Origin of the sequence: Pseudomonas chlororaphis subsp. chlororaphis (assembly GCF_003945765.1) — a bacterium.
Taxonomy (GTDB): Bacteria; Pseudomonadota; Gammaproteobacteria; order Pseudomonadales; family Pseudomonadaceae; genus Aquipseudomonas; species Aquipseudomonas chlororaphis.
In genome coordinates, this window is record NZ_CP027712.1 from 120,491 (window position 1) to 145,483 (window position 24,993).

At 60.2% G+C, this 24,993-nt stretch carries 13 protein-coding genes, 2 tRNA genes, 4 rRNA genes and 1 pseudogene; 10 read left to right on the top strand and 10 right to left on the bottom strand.

Annotation, left to right across the window (positions count from 1 at the left end):
* Nucleotides 1–6: 6 nt before the first annotated feature.
* Nucleotides 7–1,128 (bottom strand): Re/Si-specific NAD(P)(+) transhydrogenase subunit alpha, encoded by a 1,122-nt coding sequence (locus C4K27_RS00600; RefSeq protein WP_007924238.1) that lies wholly within the window; start codon nt 1,126–1,128, stop codon nt 7–9.
* Between the two features lie 451 nt (nt 1,129–1,579).
* Nucleotides 1,580–2,479, bottom strand: coding sequence for a LysR family transcriptional regulator (locus tag C4K27_RS00605; RefSeq protein WP_053263269.1), 900 nt, complete (start codon nt 2,477–2,479; stop codon nt 1,580–1,582).
* A gap of 157 nt (nt 2,480–2,636) precedes the next feature.
* On the opposite strand from C4K27_RS00605, the gene C4K27_RS00610 reads away from it, so the two are divergent.
* The 8 genes from C4K27_RS00610 (at nt 2,637) to rrf (C4K27_RS00650) (ending at nt 11,090) form a co-directional block, all read left to right on the top strand.
* Nucleotides 2,637–3,818: an acyl-CoA dehydrogenase gene (locus C4K27_RS00610; protein ID WP_007924234.1), complete on the top strand. Its 1,182-nt coding sequence runs from the start codon at nt 2,637–2,639 to the stop codon at nt 3,816–3,818.
* Between the two features lie 13 nt (nt 3,819–3,831).
* A complete protein-coding gene (locus C4K27_RS00615) occupies nt 3,832–5,052 on the top strand; it encodes a CaiB/BaiF CoA transferase family protein (protein WP_053263270.1) in 1,221 nt (406 codons plus the stop codon).
* A 644-nt stretch (nt 5,053–5,696) separates the two neighbouring features.
* Nucleotides 5,697–7,233, top strand: a 16S ribosomal RNA gene (locus C4K27_RS00625).
* A gap of 65 nt (nt 7,234–7,298) precedes the next feature.
* A tRNA-Ile gene (locus C4K27_RS00630) sits at nt 7,299–7,375 on the top strand.
* 26 nt (nt 7,376–7,401) lie between these two features.
* Nucleotides 7,402–7,477: transfer RNA gene (locus C4K27_RS00635), tRNA-Ala, on the top strand.
* 240 nt (nt 7,478–7,717) lie between these two features.
* Nucleotides 7,718–10,609 (top strand): 23S ribosomal RNA (locus tag C4K27_RS00640).
* Nucleotides 10,610–10,748: 139 nt separating this feature from the next.
* A 5S ribosomal RNA gene (gene rrf / locus C4K27_RS00645) occupies nt 10,749–10,864 on the top strand.
* Nucleotides 10,865–10,974: 110 nt separating this feature from the next.
* A 5S ribosomal RNA gene (rrf, locus tag C4K27_RS00650) occupies nt 10,975–11,090 on the top strand.
* Together the 16S, 23S and 5S rRNA genes with 2 tRNA genes alongside form the textbook arrangement of a ribosomal RNA operon.
* A 181-nt stretch (nt 11,091–11,271) precedes the next feature.
* Here rrf (C4K27_RS00650) and C4K27_RS00655 read toward each other — a convergent pair.
* The 4 genes from C4K27_RS00655 to C4K27_RS00670 form a co-directional block, all read right to left on the bottom strand.
* Nucleotides 11,272–12,447 carry a PepSY-associated TM helix domain-containing protein gene (locus tag C4K27_RS00655; RefSeq protein WP_053259159.1) on the bottom strand — a complete coding sequence of 392 codons (1,176 nt, stop codon included), beginning with the start codon at nt 12,445–12,447 and terminating at the stop codon, nt 11,272–11,274.
* A 63-nt stretch (nt 12,448–12,510) separates the two neighbouring features.
* The gene (locus C4K27_RS00660; RefSeq protein WP_053259160.1) at nt 12,511–15,006 is read right to left on the bottom strand and encodes a TonB-dependent siderophore receptor; all 2,496 of its coding nucleotides are present in this window, start codon (nt 15,004–15,006) and stop codon (nt 12,511–12,513) included.
* A 103-nt stretch (nt 15,007–15,109) separates the two neighbouring features.
* On the bottom strand, nt 15,110–16,129 hold the full coding sequence (locus tag C4K27_RS00665) for a FecR domain-containing protein (RefSeq protein ID WP_173613326.1): 1,020 nt from the start codon (nt 16,127–16,129) through the stop codon (nt 15,110–15,112).
* Nucleotides 16,126–16,626: a sigma-70 family RNA polymerase sigma factor gene (locus C4K27_RS00670; RefSeq protein WP_053259161.1), complete on the bottom strand. Its 501-nt coding sequence runs from the start codon at nt 16,624–16,626 to the stop codon at nt 16,126–16,128. The genes C4K27_RS00665 and C4K27_RS00670 overlap by 4 nt, the downstream gene beginning before the upstream one ends.
* Nucleotides 16,627–16,939: 313 nt before the next feature.
* Here C4K27_RS00670 and C4K27_RS31655 point away from each other — a divergent pair.
* Both C4K27_RS31655 and C4K27_RS31660 read left to right on the top strand, forming a co-directional pair.
* Nucleotides 16,940–17,965: pseudogene (locus C4K27_RS31655) on the top strand (HAMP domain-containing protein); the annotation flags it as partial.
* 69 nt (nt 17,966–18,034) lie between these two features.
* Nucleotides 18,035–18,820 carry a methyl-accepting chemotaxis protein gene (locus C4K27_RS31660; RefSeq protein ID WP_370686837.1) on the top strand — a complete coding sequence of 262 codons (786 nt, stop codon included), beginning with the start codon at nt 18,035–18,037 and terminating at the stop codon, nt 18,818–18,820.
* A 245-nt stretch (nt 18,821–19,065) separates the two neighbouring features.
* Here the strand turns inward: C4K27_RS31660 and C4K27_RS00680 are convergent, their stop codons facing one another.
* From C4K27_RS00680 to C4K27_RS00695, 4 genes are read right to left on the bottom strand one after another with little or no spacing between them, the layout of a single operon-like run.
* Nucleotides 19,066–19,530, bottom strand: a complete 465-nt coding sequence (locus tag C4K27_RS00680; protein ID WP_053259162.1) for an SRPBCC family protein — start codon at nt 19,528–19,530, stop codon at nt 19,066–19,068.
* 23 nt (nt 19,531–19,553) lie between these two features.
* Nucleotides 19,554–22,988 (bottom strand): non-ribosomal peptide synthetase, encoded by a 3,435-nt coding sequence (locus C4K27_RS00685; protein ID WP_053259163.1) that lies wholly within the window; start codon nt 22,986–22,988, stop codon nt 19,554–19,556.
* A gap of 15 nt (nt 22,989–23,003) precedes the next feature.
* On the bottom strand, nt 23,004–23,933 hold the full coding sequence (locus C4K27_RS00690) for a diiron oxygenase (protein ID WP_053259164.1): 930 nt from the start codon (nt 23,931–23,933) through the stop codon (nt 23,004–23,006).
* A complete protein-coding gene (locus C4K27_RS00695) occupies nt 23,930–24,706 on the bottom strand; it encodes a DUF3050 domain-containing protein (protein WP_053259165.1) in 777 nt (258 codons plus the stop codon). The genes C4K27_RS00690 and C4K27_RS00695 overlap by 4 nt, the downstream gene beginning before the upstream one ends.
* Nucleotides 24,707–24,993 lie beyond the last annotated feature (287 nt).

Genomic DNA, 24,993 nt, shown 5'->3' on the forward strand with positions numbered 1-24,993 from the left:
CCCTGCTTAGGCGTTTTTACGGATGACTTGGCCGTCGCGGCACATCAGGCACGCGGCGACGATGTCGTCTTCTAGGTTGACCTCGAACTGACCTTCTTTGGTGAAGACGAGCTTCAGGAAGTCCAGCAGGTTGCGGGCGTACAGCGCCGAGGCGTCGGCAGCGACAGCGCCGGCCAGGTTGGTCGGGCCGACGATGGTCACGCCATTCTCGACCACCACCTGATCCGCCACGGTCAGCGGGCAGTTGCCGCCCTGGGCCGCGGCGAGGTCGACGACCACCGATCCCGGCTTCATCTGGGCCACGGTTTCGGCGCTCAGCAGTACTGGCGCCTTGCGGCCTGGAATCAGGGCGGTGGTGATCACGATGTCGGCCTGCTTGGCGCGTTCGTGCACGGCCTGGGCCTGGCGCTGCATCCAGCTGGCAGGCATCGGGCGTGCGTAGCCACCGACACCGACGGCGCATTCACGCTCCTCATCGGTCTCGTAAGGCACGTCGACGAACTTGGCCCCCAGGGATTCGATCTGTTCCTTGACCGCCGGACGGACGTCCGAGGCCTCGATCACGGCGCCCAGGCGCTTGGCGGTGGCGATGGCCTGCAGGCCGGCAACGCCGGCACCGAGAATCAGTACGCGAGCGGCTTTCACGGTGCCCGCGGCGGTCATCAGCATCGGCATGAAGCGCGGGTAATAGTGGGCAGCCAACAGCACCGCCTTGTAACCGGCGATGTTGGCTTGCGAGGACAGCACATCCAGGCTCTGAGCCCGCGAGGTACGCGGCGCTGCTTCCAGGGCGAAGGCGGTGATGCCGCGCTCGGCCATCTTGGCAATGGTTTCATTGCTGAACGGATTGAGCATGCCCACCAGGACGGTGCCACTCTTGATCAGGGCCAGTTCGCTGTCGCTGGGAGCCACGACCTTGAGAATCAGCTCCGCGCCGAATGCATCGTTGGCGCTGCCAATGGTTGCACCTGCCGCTTCATAGGCACTGTCGACAACACTGGCGTTGATGCCGGCGCCGCTCTGCACAGTGACTTTATGACCCTGGCCGATCAGTTTCTTGATGGTTTCCGGGGTTGCAGCAACCCGTGTTTCACCCGTTTGGGTCTCGAGAGGAACACCAATGTGCACGTCAAATCTCCTGCGTGATCTTATTGCTTTCGATCTTTTTTAGAAGGCCAGCGCACTACGGATGGTGCAGCTGGGGCGGCCGATCAGCACGATCCCGCCAGAATCAAGGCGGGGCGCGGCATTTTGCAGGCGAACATTACGCCCTTCAAGGGGTTATGAGGGGTGACGGAAAATTAACTACAAGTCACCCCGTGACCGAATGTCGCAAGGGTAGGGCTCAATCCCTTGTAAGCCGTGCCTTGTAAGGATTTCGACGGAAAATAAAACATTTTTCACATTGCTCATGTGAATGGGCGTTTATGGCCCTCAAAAAGCCCTACAAGCCGCGTGGTTAGGCACTTATAGGACGGTTGTTCCGCTTATCGATACAGTCTGCCTAAATGCGACATTTAGTTATATCTGTAGTGTTTTGTTTTTTCTGACTACGAAGTCAGCTTGTCGCCCTGCCCTGCTATTTCTCAAGGCTGTAGCCTTGTGCCTGTTCCACCAGCCAATCACGAAAAGCCCGTAAAGACGCTGATTCCACCTTGCGCTCGGGAATCATCAGGTAATACGCCTTGATGCTCGCCAGTGCTTCGGGGTTGGCGATCACCAGGCGCTTTTCCCTCAGCTCCCGTTGAATAAGGAATGGCGGGATCAGGGCGATACCCATGTCGTGCATGGCGGCTTGCGCCAGCATGGAGAATAGTTCGTAACGCGGGCCTGTCATGTCTCGCGGGATATTCAGGTGCTGTGAGTTGAACCATTGCCGCCAGGCATAGGGGCGCGTGGTCTGCTGCAGCAGCGGCAACTCGGCGATTTCTTCGGCGCTTAGCCGGGTGCGGTTGCCCAGGGTTGCGGGGCTGCATACCGGCATCGGGTTTTCTCCCATCAGGCGATGGGATTGGGTGCCCGACCAGTCGGCATCGCCAAAGTAAATCGCGGCGTCGAAGTCGGTATCGGCGAACAGGAAAGGCCGGGTGCGGTTGGTCAGGTTGACCGTGACTTCCGGGTGTCGCTGCTGAAAATCCTTGAGTCGGGGCAGCAGCCATTGGGTGCCAAAGGTCGGGACCACCGCCAGCTCGATGACGTTGGCGCCCTGCTGGCCCATGACGGACAGCGTGTCACGTTCCACTGCGTCCAGTTGAGTCGCCACGCGGCGGCTGTAGGAGAGCCCCGCCTCGGTCAGCTTGACGCCGCGTCGGGACCGGCGGAACAGTTCGACCCCGAGAAACTCTTCCAGGCTGGCGATCTGTCGGCAAATTGCACCTTGGGTCAGCGAAAGCTCCTGCGCCGCCTTGGTAAAGCTCTCGTGACGGGCGGCGGCTTCGAAGCTGATGAGGGCGGCAGTGCTGGGGATCTTTCTGCGCATGTACGGCAATCTCACTAATGGAATCGCTAAAAGCCGCTTTCGGCTGTTACGGAGTGAGAAATTAGCACAACAGTATGCGAAATCCTCGTTTGCCGCGCTCGCAAAGCCGGCCTAGGATCAGTCCACGAACGTTGACCTATTTCACGAGGACTCACTCATGGGCGGTAAAGCAAGCTTCAACTGGATCGATCCCCTTCTGCTGGATCAACAGCTCACTGAAGAGGAGCGCATGGTGCGTGACAGTGCCGAGCAATTCGCTCAAGGCAAGCTGGCGCCGCGTGTGCTCGAAGCTTTCCGTCATGAAAAGACCGACCCGGCGATCTTCCGTGAAATGGGCGAAGTTGGCCTGCTGGGTGCCACCATTCCCGAACAGTACGGCGGCAGCGGTCTGAATTATGTCTGCTACGGCCTGATTGCCCGCGAAGTGGAGCGTGTTGACTCCGGCTACCGCTCGATGATGAGCGTGCAGTCCTCCCTGGTGATGGTGCCGATCAATGAATTTGGTACCGAAGCCCAGAAGCAGAAGTATTTGCCGAAGCTGGCCTCTGGCGAGTGGATCGGCTGCTTTGGTCTGACCGAGCCTAACCATGGCTCCGACCCGGGCGCGATGATTTCCCGTGCCCGTAAGGTCGATGGCGGTTACAGCCTGACTGGTAGCAAGATGTGGATCACCAACAGCCCGATTGCTGATGTGTTCGTGGTCTGGGCCAAGGACGATGCTGGGGATATCCGCGGCTTCGTACTGGAGAAAGGTTGGAAAGGTCTGAGTGCTCCGGCGATTCACGGTAAGGTCGGCCTGCGCGCTTCCATCACCGGCGAAATCGTCATGGACAACGTCTTTGTGCCGGAAGAGAACATCTTCCCGGATGTACGGGGTCTGAAAGGTCCGTTCACCTGCCTGAACTCTGCCCGCTACGGTATTTCCTGGGGCGCCCTGGGTGCGGCTGAGTTCTGCTGGCACACCGCTCGCCAATACACGTTGGACCGTCAGCAATTCGGCCGCCCGCTGGCGGCTACTCAACTGATCCAGAAAAAACTGGCGGACATGCAGACCGAGATCACCCTCGCCCTTCAAGGCTGCCTGCGTCTGGGCCGGATGAAGGATGAAGGTACGGCAGCGGTGGAAATCACCTCGATCATGAAGCGCAACTCCTGCGGCAAGTCGCTGGACATCGCTCGCATGGCCCGTGACATGCTGGGCGGTAACGGCATCTCCGACGAGTTCGGCATCGCCCGTCACCTGGTCAACCTGGAGGTGGTGAACACCTACGAAGGGACTCATGACGTCCATGCGCTGATCCTGGGGCGCGCACAGACCGGCATCCAGGCGTTCTACTGATAGGAGAACGACCATGGGCGCGTTATCTCATTTGCGGGTGCTGGACTTGTCGCGAGTGCTGGCCGGGCCTTGGGCCGGTCAGATCCTGGCGGACCTGGGGGCCGAGGTGATCAAAGTCGAGCGTCCGGGTAATGGTGACGATACGCGCGCCTGGGGGCCGCCTTTCCTCAAGGACGCTTATGGCGAGAACACTACGGAGGCCGCCTATTACCTGTCGGCCAACCGCAACAAGCAATCGGTGACTATCGACTTCACTCGGCCGGAAGGTCAGCGCCTGGTGCGCGAGTTGGCGGCCAAGTCCGACATTCTGATCGAGAACTTCAAGGTTGGCGGTCTGGCGGCCTATGGGTTGGACTATCAGTCGCTGAAGGCGCTCAACCCTAATCTGATCTATTGCTCCATTACCGGCTTTGGCCAGACCGGGCCTTATGCCAAGCGTGCCGGCTACGACTTCATGATCCAGGGACTGGGCGGGCTGATGAGCCTGACCGGGCGTCCCGAGGGGGATGAGGGCGCCGGGCCGGTGAAGGTCGGCGTGGCATTGACGGATATCCTGACGGGGTTGTACTCGACTGTGGCGATTCTTGCCGCATTGGCGCACCGGCAGCATGACGGCGGTGGGCAGCACATTGATATGGCGTTGCTGGATGTACAGGTTGCGTGTCTGGCCAACCAGGCGATGAACTACCTGACCACCGGAGTTGCTCCCAAGCGCCTGGGTAATGCTCACCCGAATATCGTGCCTTATCAGGACTTTCCCTCGGCGGATGGCGATTTCATCCTTACCGTGGGGAATGACGGGCAGTTCCGCAAGTTTGCCGAGGTGGCGGGTCAGCCGCAGTGGGCGGACGATCCGCGCTTTGCGACTAATAAGCTGCGGGTTACCAATCGAGCTGTGCTGATTCCATTGATCCGTCAGGCCACGGTGTTCAAGACCACCGCTGAGTGGGTTGCCCAGTTGGAGCAGGCAGGAGTGCCTTGCGGCCCTATCAACGATCTGGCGCAGATGTTCGAGGACCCGCAGGTCAAAGCGCGCGGGTTGGCGATCGAGCTGCCTCATGCGTTGGCGGGGTTGGTGCCTCAGGTAGCGAGTCCGATCCGTCTCTCCGAGACGCCGGTCGAGTACCGTCATGCGCCTCCTCTATTAGGAGAGCATACCGCCCAGGTTCTGCAGCGAGTGCTGGGGCTTGAGCTTGAGTCTGTGGATGCCTTGCGAGTCTCGGGCGTGGTGTGAATGCGCTCTTCTATATAGAGAGCATCTGATCCCTTCTATATAAGAGGCCTGAAAACACCCCCTTTTGGGGTGTTTTCAGGTTTATTCATAGTAAAAGCAAATTAGGGGTTGACGGCAGATTCTGGAAGTCTATAATTCGCCCCACTTCCGGCGCAGTCGAAACGGAAAACTCCTTGAGATTCAACGAGTTACGCGGTTTTCGACAGCGGTTACGCTTCAGTTCATCGAAGCCCGAAGGAGTTGATTGGGCAGTCAGTTTTCGCCGAGTTAACGATTCGATCTTCTCGGTCGAAAGCGGAGAAAAAGAGGTGTTGACAGCAGCGTGTAACGCTGTAGAATTCGCCTCCCGCTGACGAGAGATCGGAAGCGCAAGTGGTTGAAGTTGCAAGGGAAACTTTGAAAACTTCTTAAAATAACCGCTTGACAGATACAGAGGCTGCTGTAGAATGCGCGCCTCGGTTGAGACGAAAGACTTAACCAACCGCTCTTTAACAACTGAATCAAGCAATTCGTGTGGGTGCTTGTGGAGTCAGACTGGTAGTCAGAAAGATTATCAGCATCACAAGTTACTCCGCGAGAAATCAAAGATGTAACCAACGATTGCTGAGCCAAGTTTAGGGTTTTCTCAAAACCCAAAGATGTTTGAACTGAAGAGTTTGATCATGGCTCAGATTGAACGCTGGCGGCAGGCCTAACACATGCAAGTCGAGCGGTAGAGAGGTGCTTGCACCTCTTGAGAGCGGCGGACGGGTGAGTAATGCCTAGGAATCTGCCTGGTAGTGGGGGATAACGTTCGGAAACGGACGCTAATACCGCATACGTCCTACGGGAGAAAGCAGGGGACCTTCGGGCCTTGCGCTATCAGATGAGCCTAGGTCGGATTAGCTAGTTGGTGAGGTAATGGCTCACCAAGGCGACGATCCGTAACTGGTCTGAGAGGATGATCAGTCACACTGGAACTGAGACACGGTCCAGACTCCTACGGGAGGCAGCAGTGGGGAATATTGGACAATGGGCGAAAGCCTGATCCAGCCATGCCGCGTGTGTGAAGAAGGTCTTCGGATTGTAAAGCACTTTAAGTTGGGAGGAAGGGTACTTACCTAATACGTGAGTATTTTGACGTTACCGACAGAATAAGCACCGGCTAACTCTGTGCCAGCAGCCGCGGTAATACAGAGGGTGCAAGCGTTAATCGGAATTACTGGGCGTAAAGCGCGCGTAGGTGGTTCGTTAAGTTGGATGTGAAATCCCCGGGCTCAACCTGGGAACTGCATCCAAAACTGGCGAGCTAGAGTATGGTAGAGGGTGGTGGAATTTCCTGTGTAGCGGTGAAATGCGTAGATATAGGAAGGAACACCAGTGGCGAAGGCGACCACCTGGACTGATACTGACACTGAGGTGCGAAAGCGTGGGGAGCAAACAGGATTAGATACCCTGGTAGTCCACGCCGTAAACGATGTCAACTAGCCGTTGGGAGCCTTGAGCTCTTAGTGGCGCAGCTAACGCATTAAGTTGACCGCCTGGGGAGTACGGCCGCAAGGTTAAAACTCAAATGAATTGACGGGGGCCCGCACAAGCGGTGGAGCATGTGGTTTAATTCGAAGCAACGCGAAGAACCTTACCAGGCCTTGACATCCAATGAACTTTCCAGAGATGGATTGGTGCCTTCGGGAACATTGAGACAGGTGCTGCATGGCTGTCGTCAGCTCGTGTCGTGAGATGTTGGGTTAAGTCCCGTAACGAGCGCAACCCTTGTCCTTAGTTACCAGCACGTAATGGTGGGCACTCTAAGGAGACTGCCGGTGACAAACCGGAGGAAGGTGGGGATGACGTCAAGTCATCATGGCCCTTACGGCCTGGGCTACACACGTGCTACAATGGTCGGTACAGAGGGTTGCCAAGCCGCGAGGTGGAGCTAATCCCACAAAACCGATCGTAGTCCGGATCGCAGTCTGCAACTCGACTGCGTGAAGTCGGAATCGCTAGTAATCGCGAATCAGAATGTCGCGGTGAATACGTTCCCGGGCCTTGTACACACCGCCCGTCACACCATGGGAGTGGGTTGCACCAGAAGTAGCTAGTCTAACCTTCGGGAGGACGGTTACCACGGTGTGATTCATGACTGGGGTGAAGTCGTAACAAGGTAGCCGTAGGGGAACCTGCGGCTGGATCACCTCCTTAATCGACGACATCAGCTGCTTCATAAGCTCCCACACGAATTGCTTGATTCATTGAAGAAGACGATTGGGTCTGTAGCTCAGTTGGTTAGAGCGCACCCCTGATAAGGGTGAGGTCGGCAGTTCGAATCTGCCCAGACCCACCAATTACTGGTGCACCCTGTAGCGATACGGGGCCATAGCTCAGCTGGGAGAGCGCCTGCCTTGCACGCAGGAGGTCAGCGGTTCGATCCCGCTTGGCTCCACCATTACAGATTGGTGTCCATCGTTTAAAGCTTAGAAATGAGCATTCCATCAAGTTGATGGTGAATGTTGATTTCTGATCTTTATCAGAATCGTTCTTTAAAAATTTGGGTATGTGATAGAAAGATAGACTGGATAGCACTTTCACTGGTGTTTATTCAGGCTAAGGTAAAATTTGTGAGTTTAATCGCGAATTTTCGGCGAATGTCGTCTTCACAGTATAACCAGATTGCTTGGGGTTATATGGTCAAGTGAAGAAGCGCATACGGTGGATGCCTTGGCAGTCAGAGGCGATGAAAGACGTGGTAGCCTGCGAAAAGCTTCGGGGAGTCGGCAAACAGACTTTGATCCGGAGATGTCTGAATGGGGGAACCCAGCCATCATAAGATGGTTATCTTGTACTGAATACATAGGTGCAAGAGGCGAACCAGGGGAACTGAAACATCTAAGTACCCTGAGGAAAAGAAATCAACCGAGATTCCCTTAGTAGTGGCGAGCGAACGGGGACTAGCCCTTAAGTGGCTTTGAGATTAGCGGAACGCTCTGGAAAGTGCGGCCATAGTGGGTGATAGCCCTGTACGCGAAAATCTCTTAGTCATGAAATCGAGTAGGACGGAGCACGAGAAACTTTGTCTGAATATGGGGGGACCATCCTCCAAGGCTAAATACTACTGACTGACCGATAGTGAACTAGTACCGTGAGGGAAAGGCGAAAAGAACCCCGGAGAGGGGAGTGAAATAGATCCTGAAACCGTATGCGTACAAGCAGTGGGAGCAGACTTTGTTCTGTGACTGCGTACCTTTTGTATAATGGGTCAGCGACTTATATTCAGTGGCGAGCTTAACCGAATAGGGGAGGCGTAGCGAAAGCGAGTCTTAATAGGGCGTTTAGTCGCTGGGTATAGACCCGAAACCGGGCGATCTATCCATGGGCAGGTTGAAGGTTAGGTAACACTGACTGGAGGACCGAACCGACTACCGTTGAAAAGTTAGCGGATGACCTGTGGATCGGAGTGAAAGGCTAATCAAGCTCGGAGATAGCTGGTTCTCCTCGAAAGCTATTTAGGTAGCGCCTCATGTATCACTGTAGGGGGTAGAGCACTGTTTCGGCTAGGGGGTCATCCCGACTTACCAAACCGATGCAAACTCCGAATACCTACAAGTGCCGAGCATGGGAGACACACGGCGGGTGCTAACGTCCGTCGTGAAAAGGGAAACAACCCAGACCGTCAGCTAAGGTCCCAAAGTTATGGTTAAGTGGGAAACGATGTGGGAAGGCTTAGACAGCTAGGAGGTTGGCTTAGAAGCAGCCACCCTTTAAAGAAAGCGTAATAGCTCACTAGTCGAGTCGGCCTGCGCGGAAGATGTAACGGGGCTCAAACCATACACCGAAGCTACGGGTATCACGTAAGTGATGCGGTAGAGGAGCGTTCTGTAAGCCTGTGAAGGTGAGTTGAGAAGCTTGCTGGAGGTATCAGAAGTGCGAATGCTGACATGAGTAACGACAATGGGTGTGAAAAACACCCACGCCGAAAGACCAAGGTTTCCTGCGCAACGTTAATCGACGCAGGGTTAGTCGGTCCCTAAGGCGAGGCTGAAAAGCGTAGTCGATGGAAAACAGGTTAATATTCCTGTACTTCTAGTTATTGCGATGGAGGGACGGAGAAGGCTAGGCCAGCTTGGCGTTGGTTGTCCAAGTTTAAGGTGGTAGGCTGGAATCTTAGGTAAATCCGGGATTCTAAGGCCGAGAGCTGATGACGAGTTACCTTTTAGGTGACGAAGTGGTTGATGCCATGCTTCCAAGAAAAGCTTCTAAGCTTCAGATAACTAGGAACCGTACCCCAAACCGACACAGGTGGTTGGGTAGAGAATACCAAGGCGCTTGAGAGAACTCGGGTGAAGGAACTAGGCAAAATGGCACCGTAACTTCGGGAGAAGGTGCGCCGGTGAGGGTGAAGGACTTGCTCCGTAAGCCCATGCCGGTCGAAGATACCAGGCCGCTGCGACTGTTTATTAAAAACACAGCACTCTGCAAACACGAAAGTGGACGTATAGGGTGTGACGCCTGCCCGGTGCCGGAAGGTTAATTGATGGGGTTAGCTAACGCGAAGCTCTTGATCGAAGCCCCGGTAAACGGCGGCCGTAACTATAACGGTCCTAAGGTAGCGAAATTCCTTGTCGGGTAAGTTCCGACCTGCACGAATGGCGTAACGATGGCGGCGCTGTCTCCACCCGAGACTCAGTGAAATTGAAATCGCTGTGAAGATGCAGTGTATCCGCGGCTAGACGGAAAGACCCCGTGAACCTTTACTATAGCTTTGCACTGGACTTTGAATTTGCTTGTGTAGGATAGGTGGGAGGCTTTGAAGCGTGGACGCCAGTTCGCGTGGAGCCATCCTTGAAATACCACCCTGGCAACTTTGAGGTTCTAACTCAGGTCCGTTATCCGGATCGAGGACAGTGTATGGTGGGTAGTTTGACTGGGGCGGTCTCCTCCTAAAGAGTAACGGAGGAGTACGAAGGTGCGCTCAGACCGGTCGGAAATCGGTCGTAGAGTATAAAGGCAAAAGCGCGCTTGACTGCGAGACAGACACGTCGAGCAGGTACGAAAGTAGGTCTTAGTGATCCGGTGGTTCTGTATGGAAGGGCCATCGCTCAACGGATAAAAGGTACTCCGGGGATAACAGGCTGATACCGCCCAAGAGTTCATATCGACGGCGGTGTTTGGCACCTCGATGTCGGCTCATCACATCCTGGGGCTGAAGCCGGTCCCAAGGGTATGGCTGTTCGCCATTTAAAGTGGTACGCGAGCTGGGTTTAGAACGTCGTGAGACAGTTCGGTCCCTATCTGCCGTGGACGTTTGAGATTTGAGAGGGGCTGCTCCTAGTACGAGAGGACCGGAGTGGACGAACCTCTGGTGTTCCGGTTGTCACGCCAGTGGCATTGCCGGGTAGCTATGTTCGGAAAAGATAACCGCTGAAAGCATCTAAGCGGGAAACTTGCCTCAAGATGAGATCTCACTGGAACCTTGAGTTCCCTAAAGGGCCGTCGAAGACTACGACGTTGATAGGTTGGGTGTGTAAGCGCTGTGAGGCGTTGAGCTAACCAATACTAATTGCCCGTGAGGCTTGACCATATAACACCCAAGCAATTTGCGCTTAACAGCCAGATTGCGGTGTGTGAAGACGAAACGAACCGAAAGTTCGAGAAAACACACAAACTATCGCATGCCCAATTTGCTGAAGCGTCGAAAGACGACTCGGCACACCGAATTTCTTGACGACCATAGAGCATTGGAACCACCTGATCCCATCCCGAACTCAGAAGTGAAACGATGCATCGCCGATGGTAGTGTGGGGTTTCCCCATGTGAGAGTAGGTCATCGTCAAGATTAAATTCCAAAACCCCAATTGCGAAAGCAATTGGGGTTTTGTTTTTGTAGAAGTTCCCGATTTTGCTGGTACGTTCGGCTATTGAGCCAACGGTCCGGCCACAGAATTTCTTGACGACCATAGAGCATTGGAACCACCTGATCCCATCCCGAACTCAGCAGTGAAACGATGCATCGCCGATGGTAGTGTGGGGTTTCCCCATGTGAGAGTAGGTCATCGTCAAGATTGAATTCCGAAACCCCTGTCTGCTGACGCAGACAGGGGTTTTGTTTTTATACGTCTGAAAGCCTTGTGGCTTACATCCGAGCCAGGTCACCTAGCAGGTGAGCTGAATCCCCCCTCCAGCCTCCAACCCATGCTCCACAGCATCAAAACAGAGCGAAGCACCTCCGCTCTATCCATCACCTCACCGCTGACGCATCTTGCTGCTTCTGCGGGCCAGCCATTTACGCCACCAGATATAGATCCCGGTGACGGACAACACCGCAATCACCAACCCCAACACTGCAATAAGCACTTGCCCGGTAAAGCCGATGATCCGGCCACCATGGATCGGCAGTTGCAGCCGATAAAAACGTTCGCCCAAGGTGCCTTGCCCGGCGATCTCCTGCCCCAGCAGGTGCCCATCGGTGCCATGAAAGAACAACCACGACTTACCATGGGCCTCGGTATCGTGCTGACCGAAACCGGCGCCATAGAAGTTGTATTCGAAGCTGTAATACAGCTCGCCGATCGCTGCTGTCAGGCCCAGCCGTTTGCCTTCTTCCTGGGCCCGTTCATAAGCCTGCTGATAGGTGAGCCGGGTAACCCCCAACTGATCGCTGGGCATGCGCCCACGAGCTTCATAGACACTCGGTTCGATCGGCGAGAGCAGGGAAACCACCGGCTTGAACACCTGGCTCGGCAGGTTCATCGCCACGCTGCTGATCGCTATCGGCAGCAGCAGTAACCACAGCCATAACCCGCCCGCCCGATGCAGATCCATGTTGAGACGATAGGCGTGCCCGCCCTTGATCTTCCAGGCGGTCGACCACTTCTTCCAGAACGGCCGGCCACGGGGCAGGGTGAGGAACAAGGCGATGAAGCAATCGACGACCCAGAAGATCGCCACCAGCCCCATCAACACCAGCCCCCAGTTACCCGGCAGCGTCAGGTTGTAGTGGAACTCGAGAATGAAGGGGATGAGGTTCTCCCGCTGAAAACAGCAGGCGCCCCAGAACCGCTTGCCGGTCTGCTCGCCACTGACCGGGTCCAGATAGAACACCTGGTTGGGGTCGTCGAAGGGTTTGCCCGTGGCCGGATCGTTCCGGGGAACCGCCGCGAGCAGCGCGGTATGTCCGGGCTCGTTGGGATACTCCATGTACCAGACCTGCAGGCGCGGATGCTGCGTCTGCACCCGGTCGACCAGGCTTCCAGGCGGCAGTGCCTGACCCTCGGCAGGGGCTTCGTAGAACCGCGGGTTGAGCCACTCGTCCAGCTCGTGATTGAAGGCCAGCAGGCTGCCGGTCAGCCCCGCCAGCAGCAGAAACACCGCGGTGGCCAGGCCGATATAACGATGCAGTAGAACCAGAATTGCGCGCATGGAATTTTCCCGTAGAGACGACAAAGCCAGCGCATGCGCTGGCTTCGGGGGAATGACAAATGATTAGAACTGGTAGCTGACCGTGGCCGCGACGTTTCGCTCCTCGCCCATGTAGCAGAAGCTCAGGCTGGCACAGGAGGCGATGTAGGATTCGTTGGTCAGGTTGTTGGCATTGAGCCGGACATCCACGCCCTTCAGGCCGACCTTGCCCAGGTCATAGCCGACGGAGGCATCGAACAGGGTGTAGGACGGCACCTTCATGGTGTTCTCCGCATCCGCCCAGCTGTAGCCCACATACCGCACGCCACCACCCAGGCGCAGGCCGTCGAGCGAGCCGCTGTCGAACTTGTAGTCGGCCCAGAGCGAAGCCATGTGTCGCGGCGCCTGGGTCGGTGAGTTGCCCTTGTTCTCGATGATGTCGGTGGCCGTGCTCAAGGTGCTGATCATCGACTTCGAGTACTCGATATCGGTGAAGGTGTAGCTGCCGAGCAGCTTGAGGTTGTCGTTCAACTGCAGGTGCGCTTCCAGTTCCAGGCCCTGGGAGCGTACGGCGCCGACCGCACGATAGAAGTTTTCCTGGGGCAGCTTGGTGGCCAGGTTTTCCTGGTCGATGCGGAACAGCGAGGCGGTGTACAGGTCATCCGTGCCCGGTGGCTGGTACTTCAGGCCCAGTTCCCATTGCGTGCCATCGGTAGGCGCCAGCGGGTTGCCGGCGCTGTCCGCGTAAGAGTTGGGGTTGAAGGATTCGGAATAGCTGATGTAAGGCGCCAACCCGTTATCGAACAGGTACAGCGCCCCAGCGCGGCCGGTCAGCTTGGTGCGCTTGTCATTGATCTCGGTGCCCACCGGGCGCGAGGCTTCGGCCAGGCGGTTCTCGTCCGAGGTCTCTACCCAGTCCTGGCGCAGGCCCAGGGAGAAGCGCCACTGGTCCATCTCGATCAGGTCTTGCAGGTAGACGCCAGTCTGCTCGAGGCGACGCAGATAGCTGACGGGGTCGTAGTAACTGATGGCCGAGTTGCCATAGACCGGATCGAACGCATTGATCGGTGCCACCGAGCCGCTGGTCCAGTCCACCACCGTCTTGCGCCGCTGGTAATCCGCGCCCATCAGCACGGTGTGCTTGGTCGCGCCGGTGAGAAATTCGGCCTGCAGCATGTTGTCGACAATGAACGCATGCAGCTTCTCGTCGCCGCCGGTGTAGTAGCGGTTCAGCTCGTTGCTGGTCGGTGTGGTCCAGCCGTAGCCGTAGACCTGGTCCAGCTTCACCTTGGAGTCCAGGTAGCGGAAATTCTGCCGCGCGGTGAAGACATCGTTGAAGCGATGTTCGAACTGATAGCCGAATGACTGCTGATCGCGCTCATAGCGATCGATGCCCGGTTCGCCTTCGAAGAAGTTCTCGGAAATCCGCCGGCCGTTGCGCGGGTGCAACGCGCCGTCGGCCGGCATGCCGCTGTGGTAGCCGCCGTCCGGATCGTGTTGCAGGTACGCCTGCAGGGTCAGCGAGGTGTCATCGGTGAAGTCGATGCTCAGGGTCGGTGCCAGGGCGTAGCGTTTTTCCTTGTTGTGGTCGAACTGGGTATCGGAGCGGTCCGCCAGCCCGGTCAGGCGATAGGCAATGCGCTTGTCGTCGTCCACCGGGCCGCTGAAGTCGAAGCCCATGCCGCGCTGGCCCTGGGTGCCGACCGTGGCCTGGATCTGATGGTAGGGCTCGAACAGCGGCTTCTTGCTGGTCAGTGCCACCAGGCCGCCCGGGGAGCTGCGGCCGTAAAGCACCGACGAAGGCCCCTTGAGGATGTCCACTCGCTCCAGGAAGTACGGATCGACCTGCATGGTGCTGTAGGTGCCGCTGTCGCCCATGGACTTGAGGCCGTCGAGGTAGATGTTGTCCACCGAGCCGTCGTTGAAGCCGCGCATGGCCACGTAGTCGTACCTGTGGGTCGCGCCGTAGGGGTTGGTCAGCACGCCGGGGGTGTAACGCATGGCCTGGGACACGGTTTGCGAACCCTGGTCGTCCATTTGTTCGCGGGTCACCACCGACACGCTTTGCGAGGTTTCCAGCAGCGCGGTACTGGTCTTGGTGGCGATCTGGCTATGGGTGGCGTTGTAGCCTTCCATGCTGCCCAAGGCATTGCCCAGGGCGAAACCCTTGATATCGGTGGTTGGCAACGCCAGGGCGCCGGTCTCGGGCAAGGCCCGCAGCACGTAGCTGCTGCCGTCCTGGCTCAGCGCTTCCAGGCCGGAGCCGTTGAGCAGTTGGCCCAGGGCCTGGTCGGTGGAGTACTCGCCCTTCAGGCCGGCGGACTGGCGCCCCTGGAGCTGCGCCGGGGTCATCGACAGGGTGATGCTGGCCTCGCGGGCGAAGCGGTTGAGTACCTCGCTCAGGGCGCCGCCGGGGATGTTGTAGCTGTGGCTGAGGCTGGCCGCGCCCGTCTCGGCCGCCTGTGCCAGGCAAGGCAAGGCGGCGATGCCCAGCGCCGAGGAAAGCAGGGCCACGCGCACGGCATGGCGCAGGCCGAGGGTGGGCCGTGCAGAAGAGGAGTGGTGGAAGTGCACAATCATGGAAGGGTTCCGTTGAGTCGCTGAAGGCAGATGGAAGTGCTTACTGTCTAAGCCGGACTCACGGGAAAAAGCCGCCAAAAAAATTTCAACGGGTTGAAGCGTCTCAGGCCAGACGTTCCAGGGTGACCCACCAGCGGGTGCGATAACGCAGGCGCACGGGCAGGGTTTGCGGGAGGATCGCCAGCAGTTTGTCGGTGTCCTCCAGGCGGAACACGCCGGACAGGCGCAGGTCGCCGATCTCGTCGGCACAGCCCAGGTAACCGTGGCGATAACGCCCGACCTCGTGGATGAAGTCCGCCAGCCGCATGTTGCGGGTGACAATCAGGCCATCGGCCCAGGCGCCCACGTCCATGTCCAGCGGCGGCACCGGCACTGCCTGGGACGCACTGACCCGATAGCTTTGCCCGGCCTGTACCCGGGCCGAGGTGCCATCGGTGGTGTGCGGCGAATGAATCGCAACGCTGCCGGCGGTCACGCTCAGGCGCGTGCAGTCGCCCTCCATGCGCACCACGAAACTGGCGTCGAACCCTTCGAACAGACCATGGCGGGTCCGTACCAGCAGCGGCCTGGAAGGGCTCGCCTGCGAGTCCAGGCCGCAGGTCAGCATGATTTCCCCACGGCTGAGCCGGATCAGCCGTTGCCGGGCATTGAAGTCCATGTCGGCGGCGCTGTCGGTGTTGAGCTCCAGGCGCGAGCCGTCCGGCAACTGGAAGCCGCGGCGTTCGCCGGTGGCGGTGGCGAAGTCGGCGTTCCATTGCTGCCAGGCCAGTTGCTCCTTGCCCAGCCACGCGGCGGAGCCCACCAGCATGACGCCGCCGAGCAGCTTCAGGGCCTGGCGTCGGCCGAGGCGCTGGGCGCTGTTTTCCAGGGTATCGAAGGCCACCTGGGCACCGGGTACCGCCCGCAGGTTGCTGTGCAGTTCCTGCTGCAGCGATTGCACCCGTTGCCAGGCCAGCTCGTGCTCGTGATGGGCCGCGCGCCAGGTATCGCATTGCTGCAGCAGCCGGGGATTACCGGCATTGTTGCGCAGGCGCAGCATCCAGTTGATGGCCTGCTTGACCACCAGGTGCCTGGGGTCCACGGGCCGGCGCAGATTGATCGAAGGGTTATCCACAGCGCTCATGCCTCATAGCGCAGCAGGTAGCAGTGGAACAGCGCGTCGGCCACGTAACGCTCCACCGAACGCAGGGACAGCCCCATCTGTTCGGCGATCTGCTTGTGGCTCAGGCCTTCGCACTGGGCCAGCAGGAACGCCTTGCGTACTTTCGGCTTCAGGCCTTCGAGCATGCGCGCGATGCTTTCCAGCAGCTCCAGCACCAGGGCGCGGGCTTCCTCGCTGGGGGCTTGGGCTTGCGGCAGATGGGCGATGGTTTCCAGGTAGGCGCGTTCGATTTCCTCGCGGCGCCAGTGGTCGATCACCAGGCCGCGGGCGATGGTACGCAGGAAGGCGCGCGGGGCCTTGAGTTCCAGGCGTTCGGTGCGCTGCAACAGGCGCACGAAGGTGTCCTGCGCTAGGTCGGCGGCATCGGCGGCGTTGCCCAGCCGGCTGCGCAACCATGTGTTGAGCCAGCCATGGTGATGGCTGTAAAGCGCCTGTACCGCGAACTCAGGTGATGACATGGATGCGACTGCCCAGGTGTCACAAATGATAATTAGTCGCATTGTCATCAAGGGTTTGGGATTTTGCAACAGCCGCAGGGCGACCGGCTACGGAAAAGTCCGACGCGACCGCTCTAGCCTGCCGTTCAGCGGGTTTTTGGCAGATAACAGGTACATTTCTGACAAATCGCTAAGATTTATCCGTCTCGTGCCGACAGACAGTGAGACCCATGCGTGCACCAAAGTAGAGCGGTCGTAGAACGCCGCCTGCGCTGTTACATGGAAAGTTGCATCCCGTACGCATCCCCACTTTCGGCATAAGAAGTCCCATGACATGAATCTCAAGTTCAGCCATAAAATCCTTTTGGCCGCCTCCGGTGTAGTGGTTCTGGCATTCGCGTTGTTCACTTTGTACAACGACTATCTGCAGCGAAACACCATTCGCCAGAACCTCGAATCGTCCATCGAGCAGGCGGGTGACCTCACTTCCAGCAGCGTCCAGAACTGGATGAGCGGACGCATCCTGGTGCTCGAGAACCTCTCGCAGAACGTCGCCCACCAGGGCGCCAACGCCGACTTCCCGGGGTTGGTGGACCAGCCGGCGTTCACCACGAACTTCCAGTTCACCTACGTGGGCCAGGCCAACGGTGTGTTCACCCAGCGGCCTGACGCGAAGATGCCCGACGGCTACGACCCGCGTCAGCGTCCCTGGTACAAGCAGGCCGTGGCGGCCGACAAGACCATGTTGACCCCGCCCTACATGGCGGCCGTTGGCGGGCTGGTGGTGACCATCGCCATGCCGGTGAAAAAGGACGGCCAGCTGCTGGGCGTGGTGGGGGGCGACCTGAGCCTGGAAACCCTGGTGAAGATCATCAACTCGGTGGACTTCGGCGGCCTGGGCCATGCCTTCCTGGTCAGCGCGGACGGGCAGGTGATCGTCAGCCCGGACAAGGACCAGGTGATGAAGAACCTCAAGGATGTCTACCCGGGCGCCAACGTGCGTATCCAGAAAGGCACCCAGGAAGTGTTGCTCAACGGCCAGGAACGCATCCTGTCGTTCACCCCGGTAACCGGCCTGCCGAATGCCGAGTGGTACATCGGCCTGTCCATCGACCGTGACAAGGCGTTCGCCCCGCTGAGCAAGTTCCGCACCTCGGCTCTGCTGGCGATGTTCATCGCCGTGGCCGCGATTGCCGTGCTGCTGAGCCTGCTGATCCAGGTGCTGATGCGTCCGCTGACCACCATGGGCCGCGCAATGCAGGACATTGCCCAGGGCGAGGGCGACCTGACCCGCCGCCTGGTGGTGGAGAGCAAGGACGAGTTCGGCGTACTGGGCGGCTCGTTCAACCAGTTCGTGGAACGTATCCATGCGTCGATTTCCGAAGTGTCCTCGGCCACCCGCCAGGTGCATGATCTGTCCCAGCGCGTGATGGCCTCGTCCAACGCCTCGATCATCGGTTCCGACGAGCAAAGCGCGCGCACCAACAGCGTGGCCGCGGCGATCAACCAGCTGGGCGCCGCCACCCAGGAAATCGCCCGCAACGCCGCCGATGCCTCGCAGCACGCCAGCGGCGCCAGCGAGCAGGCCGACGATGGTCGCCAGGTGGTGGAACAAACCATCCTGGCCATGACCGAGCTGTCGCAGAAGATCAGCCTGTCCTGCACCCAGATCGAAACCCTGAACGCCAGCACCGACAACATCGGCCACATCCTCGATGTGATCAAAGGCATCTCCCAGCAGACCAACCTGCTGGCGCTCAACGCGGCCATCGAAGCGGCGCGCGCCGGTGAAGCCGGTCGCGGTTTCGCGGTGGTGGCCGACGAGGTCCGCAACCTGGCCCATCGCACCCAGGAATCGGCCGAGGAGATCCACAAGATGATCACCTCGCTGCAGATCGGCTCCCGCGAAGCGGTATCGACCATGAACGCCAGCCAGGCGTCCAGCGAAGAGAGCGTCGAAGTGGCCAACCAGGCCGGTGCGCGGCTGGTCAGCGTGACCCAGCGCATCACCGAGATCGACGGCATGAACCAGTCGGTGGCCGCCGCCACCGAAGAGCAGACCGCCGTGGTGGAAACCCTCAACGTCGACATCAGTCAGATCAACCTGCTGAACCAGCAGGGCGTGGCCAACCTCAACGAAACCCTGAAGGATTGCGATGCCCTGTCGCTGCAGGCCAACCGCCTGAAGCAACTGGTGGACAGCTTCAAGATCTGACCCGCACTGCCCTGAAAAACGCGATGAGGCCGGTATGGCTCATCGCGTTTTTTTTCCTGCTCCACCGGCCCAGCGGCACCCCTTGCCGTTCTTCGGACTGCCTCCCTCTCCACCGGCCTCCGACCCCCTGTAGCCGCTGCCGCAGGCTGCGAAAAGGCCGAAGGCCTTCCAGCGATCCCCAAATCCTGCGCCGCCTTTGGCGTCGATCGCAGCCTGCGGCAGCGGCTACAGGGGCATTTTCAGCGTTACGCGAACATCCTTTGCACATTGCCCATTGCCTCATCGGCAAACCCTTGCAGGAACCCCTGGAAGGCCGCCACCTCGGCACCGCCTTCGGCCGGGTCGGCGACGATGCGCCAGGTGGCGCGTGCTCGTTCGCCGGGCAAGGCTTCGACGCTCATGGCCGCCCACAGGTTGCCGATGCCCAGGGTGTCGTAGATCAGGCTCCAGGTCATGTACCGCGCCTGGTCGTCCCGTGAGTTGAGTTGCTCGATCACGATGTTGCCGTCGTGGAAGAACTTCTTGCGCACCGAGCGCACGCCCTCGCCGGTCATTTCGATGTGCGACAACGCGGGAATGAAGGCTGGGAAGCCGGCGAAGTTACCGACGATATTCCAGACGCTTCGGGCATCGGCGCCGATGTCCACGGTGGACAGGACCTGGCAGGTGTTCGGGTTCTTGATCAGGGTGTCGGGTTGCAGGTTTTTCATGGTGTTCTCCAGCGTGGGTGGGTTCAGATAAAACGGATGTCTTTCAGGTACTGGCAGCCCTTGCGCAGCAGCGCCGGGTCCTTGGGCGGGTAGTCGGCGCCCATGCGCCGCACCCCGGCCTCGGCGTTGGCGTGGCCGATCAGCGAGATGTCGCCGATGTCTTCCTCGAAACCGTTGAGGTAGAAGCCGAGGACGCCGAACAGCGCGTTGTCGCGGTCGACCCGGCCCAGCTGGCGCTGCCAGTCGGCGACGCTGACCATGCGGAACTCGCGCCCGACCTCGCGGAACGAGGCGACATAGGCCTCCCAGCTCAAAGGCTGCGGGTTGTGCAGGTTGAACACCGCGTGGGCCGGCTGATAACGGCTGGCGTGGAAGGCGATGAAGCGGGCAAGGAAGTCCACCGGCATCAGGTCGAAGTTCATCGCCAACTGCGGCACCTGGCCCAGTTGCAGCGAGCCCTTGAGCATCAGCATCAGGCGGTTGCGGTGGGGCTGGCAGACTCCGGTCTGGCTGTTGAAACTGATGTTGCCCGGGCGATAGAGATTGACCCACACCCCCTGTTCGCGGGCCCGTTGCAGGATCCGCTCGCCGACCCACTTGGACAGGTTGTAGCCGTTGCGGATGTAGATCGGCGGGGTGGCCGCGGGCGGCTGTTCGAGCACCCGGCCCTGAGCGTCGATGCTGCTGGAGGCGGACAGGGTCGAGACGAAGTTGAAGACCTTCTTGCTGCGCCCTTCGCACAGGCGCAGGCACTCGAACAGCGGCTCGACGTTGTCGCGCGCCAGCGCCGGGTAATCGAGCACGTGATTGACGTTGGCGGCGTTGTGCACCAGCGCGCCGTATTCGCGGTCGATGCGTTCATACACATCCGCCGCCAGCCCTAGCCGCGGCTGGCTGATATCGGCGGCATGCACCCGCACCCGGCTCAGGTCCAGATGCTCCAGGCGGTTGTCGCGCAGGGCCTGGGCAAAACGTGCGGCGGCCGATTGCGTGGGCGTTTCCCGCACCAGGCAGGCCACCTCGCTGGCGCCCCATTCCAGCAGCGCCTGGACGATGTGCACGCCGAGGAAACTGTTGGCGCCGGTGACCAGCACCTTGTGCACATCGCCCAGTTGGCTGGTGGGCAGCACTTGCAGGTCGAGTTCGGCGTTGGCATCGGCGAACACCTGATCGAGGGACGCGTCCGGGCCGTCGTGGGCGGCGCCGTCGATCAGGGTCGCCAGGTTGCTCAGGGTCGGCGCCTCGATAAAGCGGTTGATCGACAGGCCGCGGCCGAACTGTTCGCGCATCGCCAGCAGCAGGCGCGATAGCAAAATCGAGTGGCCGCCGAGGTTGAAGAAGCTGTCATCGGTGCCGATGTCCTCGGCCGGCAGTTCCAGCAGTTCGGCCCACAGTTGCAGCAGGTGCTGTTCAGTGGCGTTCTGTGGCAGGCGTCGCTGGCGGTTGCTGCCGGATGTACGCGGCAGGGCCAGCAGGGCGCGGCGGTCGACCTTGCCGTTGGCGGTGCAGGGCATGCTCGGCAGCTCGATGTAGGCGCTGGGCTGCATGTAGTCCGGCAAGCGCTGGCGCACCTGCTCGCGCAGGGTTTGCAGCGCAGCGCCGGCGGCGTTCGGCTGGGCCAGGTAGGCGAGGATCCGCCGCTGTTCGTCGATCACCACCGCCACCTGGCGGAACAGCTGGCCGTCGCGCAGGCAATGCTCGATCTCCTCGGGTTCGACCCGGAACCCGCGGATCTTCACCTGGTTGTCCCGTCGCCCGCAGATCTCGATGCCGTTGTCGGTCCACTGGCCGATGTCCCCGGTGCGATAGACCCGCAGTCGGCGCCCGTCCGGCAGGTCCAGGGTCAGGTAGCGTTCGGCGCTCAGCGCCGGGTTGTTCAGGTAGCCGAGGCCGACACCCGGCCCGGCCAGGTACAGCTCGCCGGGGGTACGGTCGGGCAGCGGTTGCAGCTGTTCGTCGAGGATCAGCACCTGGCTGTTGGCGATCGGCAGGCCGAGGTTGCGCGGGTTGTCGTCGACGCGCAGGCGGCGGGTGGTGGCCAGCACCGTGGTTTCGGTCGGGCCGTAGATATTGTGCAGCGCGCACTGGTCGGCCAGGCGCTGGATGACGAAGGGTTCGCAGACGTCGCCGCCGGTCACCAGATGCCGCAGGCCCAGCGGCTGCTCCAGGGGCAGGATGCTCAGCAGCGCCGGCGGCAGGAAAGCGTGGCTGACCCGCTGGCGCTGGAGCAGGGCCAGCAGTTGCCGCGGGTCGCGCCGCTGGTCCTGGTCGGGGACCACCAGCAGCGCGCCACAGAGGAAGGTGGGCAGGATGTCCAGCAGCGAGGCGTCGAAGTTGATGGTGGAGAACTGCAGCACCCGGCTGTCTGGATCCAGCTCGACATGGCCGATGTACCAGGCGCAGAAGTGACTGAGATTGCCCTGGCTGAGCAACACGCCTTTGGGTTGGCCGGTGGTGCCCGAGGTGTAGATCGCCACGCAGGGCGCCTCTGGTGGCGGCGCCTGGCGCAGCAGCGGGAGGCAGTCCTCGGCGGCGTCGTGCAACAGGGGGCGTACATCGAGTTGCGCCATCTCGAGGTCGGCCAGGTCTTCGCAGCCGTCGTGCAACAGCAGGGCGGCGCCGGCGTTGTCGAGAATGTAGCGCCGCCGTTGCGCCGGGTGCTCCGGGTCCAGCGGCAGGTACACCGCGCCACAGTCGAAGGTCGCGAGAATCGCGGCATAGAGCACCGCCGACTTGGGCAGGCACAGGCCGATCACCGGTGGTCGGTCAGAGGCGGGAGGCAGGTGTCGCAGCATCTGCCGCTGCAAGTTGCGGCTCAGCCGATGCAGGGTCTGGTAGCTGTAGTCGACGCCCTGGATGTTCAAGGCCGGACGCTGGGCGAAGGCCAGCAGGCTCTGGTCGAGGCGCTGGGCGATCGGCACCTGCATCTCGCGCAGCAAGGTCGGTGCCGGCTGTGGATTGTGCCGGTGCTCGAAGGCCAGCGAGTCCAGGTGTTCCAGGCCCAGCAGCGGTTCGCTGGGTTCATCCAGGGCCGCGAGCTGCTGGAAAAACGCCGCGCCGCGGGAAAAACCACTGACCAGCCGCGTGGTGCTGGCGACCAGCCTGGCCACCGCGCTGCAGCGCAGGGCCTGGCCATTGCCGCTGGCCTCCGGCGGCAGGCTCGCCTGCTCGATCAGCCGGGTGCCGTGGTGGTGGAACAGGCGTACCTGCGGCAGCCCGGGCGCCGCTTGGGCGATCAGGGCGATGCGCAACTCCAGGCGCGTGGTGTCCGCCGCGAGGGGTGGTGAATCCCTCAGGCTGCCGTCGTCGATCAACAGATGGGGCCGCAGCCCCTCGGCGTTGGCGATGGCTTGCGGCGAGTCCAGCCACCGCACCAGATGGCCGTGGCGCTCCAGCTCCATGGCCAGTTCGTTCAGGGCCTGGCTGCGGCCTGTCAACACGATGTCGAGGCGTCTCATGCTCGGGTCCCTCCGTTAGGGCAGGTAGTCGGCCAGTGCGTCCTGGACGCAGGCCGAATCCAGCATCGAACTGCTGCGCAAGAAGCGCAGGATGTTGGCGATCAGTGGGTGATGGCGGTTGATCGGGTAGGCCAGGGCGGCGGCTTCCTCGCGCAGCGCCTGCTTGATCGGGGCGGCGACGGGCAGTTGCTCGATCAGCCGCAAGTCGAAGTCCTTCTGAATGTCGTTGGTCAGGTATTGCGTGATGAACACCGGCAGCACCTGGGCGATCTCCGCGCGGTCGGCATCGCTGGCGCCGTGCCAATAGATGCGCACCAGCCGCGACCAGAAACCCGAATGCCGGCCTTCGTCCTGCAGGTGGTCGGCCATCAGGCCCTTGATCGACTGCTTGACCGTGTCGTCCTTGGCGAAGGCGGCGACATCGTTGGTCACGGTGTTTTCGGCGATGGCCACGCAGACCAGCTCCATTGCGTCGCGCAGGTGTGCGGGGGCCAGCCGCAGGGCGGCGGGGATGGCCCGGCTGAGCTCGATTTCCCGGGGCAGCTCGATGGGCTCGATGCCGCTCATGACGATGGTCTGCTGCATGAAGTCCATCGCCACCAGCGCGTGGTAGTCCTCGTCCACCACCACGGTCATGGCGTCGTAGCGACAGGCGAAGGGGAAGGTAATGGCGAAGCGATTCTTGGCGATGTTGCGGGCAGTCTTGTCCACCAGCTCGGTCTCGAAGATCACCACGTCGTTGATGAACTTGTAGAGGCTTTGCACCAGCACGAAATCCCGCAGATGGGCACAGTGGTCGAGGAAGTGCTGGCTGTGCACCAGGGGCTGGCGACTCAGGGGATAGATCAGCTTGTCGTCGTCCTCGAGCATGCGCCGCGGCCGGGTGCGGATGGTCGCGCGCTCTTCCCAGGTGTCGGCGAAGGATTGGTAGTCGAGGGTGTTCATGCGCTCACCCCGATTGCCGATTCGGCCATGCTCAGGCGCAGCCCGTCCCACAGGGCGATGCGGCTGTCCACCGCGGCGATGGCCGCCGCGTACACCTCCTGCTGGCGTTGCGGGTCGCCAGCCACCAGCCGCTGCAGCAGCTGTTCCGCGGCCGGGCCGTGGTCGTCGGAGTCGACTTCGATATGGCGTTGCAGGTAGTAGCGAAAGGTCGGCGCCTGCTCGATACCGATGCCCCAGTCGTCGAGGATGCGCTGGAACATCCGCGGGATGACGCTTTCCCGGCCATGGAGAAAGGCCGCCGCCACGCAATGGGCCGGCGCCTGCACGGCGGTGTGCACGGTCTGGCGGACAAAGGCGCTGGCAGCCGGGTCGGCGTCGACGCTGTGCAGGGCGGTGTCGAAACTCACGCCCTCCTGTTGCAGCGCGACGAAGCGTTCCACGACCCCGGTGGTGGCGCCGACTTCACGCATGGCGTCCAGGTACAGCTCGAAATGGCTGTAATGGCCTTGCCCGGGGCGATCGTCGGACTCTTCGCCGAGCACGATCTCGTTGATCAGCCGCGCGGCGCGAGGATCCCGCGGCGGTAGCCAGGGCAGGCGCACGCAGGTCAGTTCCTGTTGCAGGCGCTTGGTCAGCGACATGAAGTCCCACACGGCGAAAACATGGGCCTGCATGAAGCGTTGAAGAACCGCGAGTGTGTTGATTTCGGCAAAAATGGGATGGGCGCTGAGTGTGGCCTTGCGGGCGTCGAGAAGTTCTTTGCTGGCGTTCATTTAGGCTACCTGTCTGAGATGTTCAAGTGTGTTTGATTGGCCGATTAGTTGCGGCTCGTATAGGTTTTTTAACCAGTGCTTATTTGTTGCGAGCGAACAGGGGCCTCAAACCTGAGTTGATAATCTTGAAAGTTTTATAGTGCTGGCCGGTCTATCCGTTAAAGAACCGTCGTCTTGGCGTTATGGGCTTGCGAGAGCCAATAAAGCCGAGGCTTGCCAGGTGCTCATGAACGGCTGCTCGACGTTGTTTAATGTCGGCGGAGAAAAAACTAATACAGGAGAAAGTG

What these genes read in the sequence shown, in the direction of transcription:
- C4K27_RS00605 (WP_053263269.1), bottom strand. Translation starts at nt 2,479, where the DNA reads ATGCGCAGAAAGATCCCCAGCACTGCCGCCCTCATCAGCTTCGAAGCC.
- C4K27_RS00610 (WP_007924234.1), top strand. Translation starts at nt 2,637, where the DNA reads ATGGGCGGTAAAGCAAGCTTCAACTGGATCGATCCCCTTCTGCTGGAT.
- C4K27_RS00615 (WP_053263270.1), top strand. Translation starts at nt 3,832, where the DNA reads ATGGGCGCGTTATCTCATTTGCGGGTGCTGGACTTGTCGCGAGTGCTG.
- C4K27_RS00655 (WP_053259159.1), bottom strand. Translation starts at nt 12,447, where the DNA reads ATGCGCGCAATTCTGGTTCTACTGCATCGTTATATCGGCCTGGCCACC.
- C4K27_RS00660 (WP_053259160.1), bottom strand. Translation starts at nt 15,006, where the DNA reads ATGATTGTGCACTTCCACCACTCCTCTTCTGCACGGCCCACCCTCGGC.
- C4K27_RS00665 (WP_173613326.1), bottom strand. Translation starts at nt 16,129, where the DNA reads ATGAGCGCTGTGGATAACCCTTCGATCAATCTGCGCCGGCCCGTGGAC.
- C4K27_RS00670 (WP_053259161.1), bottom strand. Translation starts at nt 16,626, where the DNA reads ATGTCATCACCTGAGTTCGCGGTACAGGCGCTTTACAGCCATCACCAT.
- C4K27_RS31660 (WP_370686837.1), top strand. Translation starts at nt 18,035, where the DNA reads ATGGCCTCGTCCAACGCCTCGATCATCGGTTCCGACGAGCAAAGCGCG.
- C4K27_RS00680 (WP_053259162.1), bottom strand. Translation starts at nt 19,530, where the DNA reads ATGAAAAACCTGCAACCCGACACCCTGATCAAGAACCCGAACACCTGC.
- C4K27_RS00685 (WP_053259163.1), bottom strand. Translation starts at nt 22,988, where the DNA reads ATGAGACGCCTCGACATCGTGTTGACAGGCCGCAGCCAGGCCCTGAAC.
- C4K27_RS00690 (WP_053259164.1), bottom strand. Translation starts at nt 23,933, where the DNA reads ATGAACACCCTCGACTACCAATCCTTCGCCGACACCTGGGAAGAGCGC.
- C4K27_RS00695 (WP_053259165.1), bottom strand. Translation starts at nt 24,706, where the DNA reads ATGAACGCCAGCAAAGAACTTCTCGACGCCCGCAAGGCCACACTCAGC.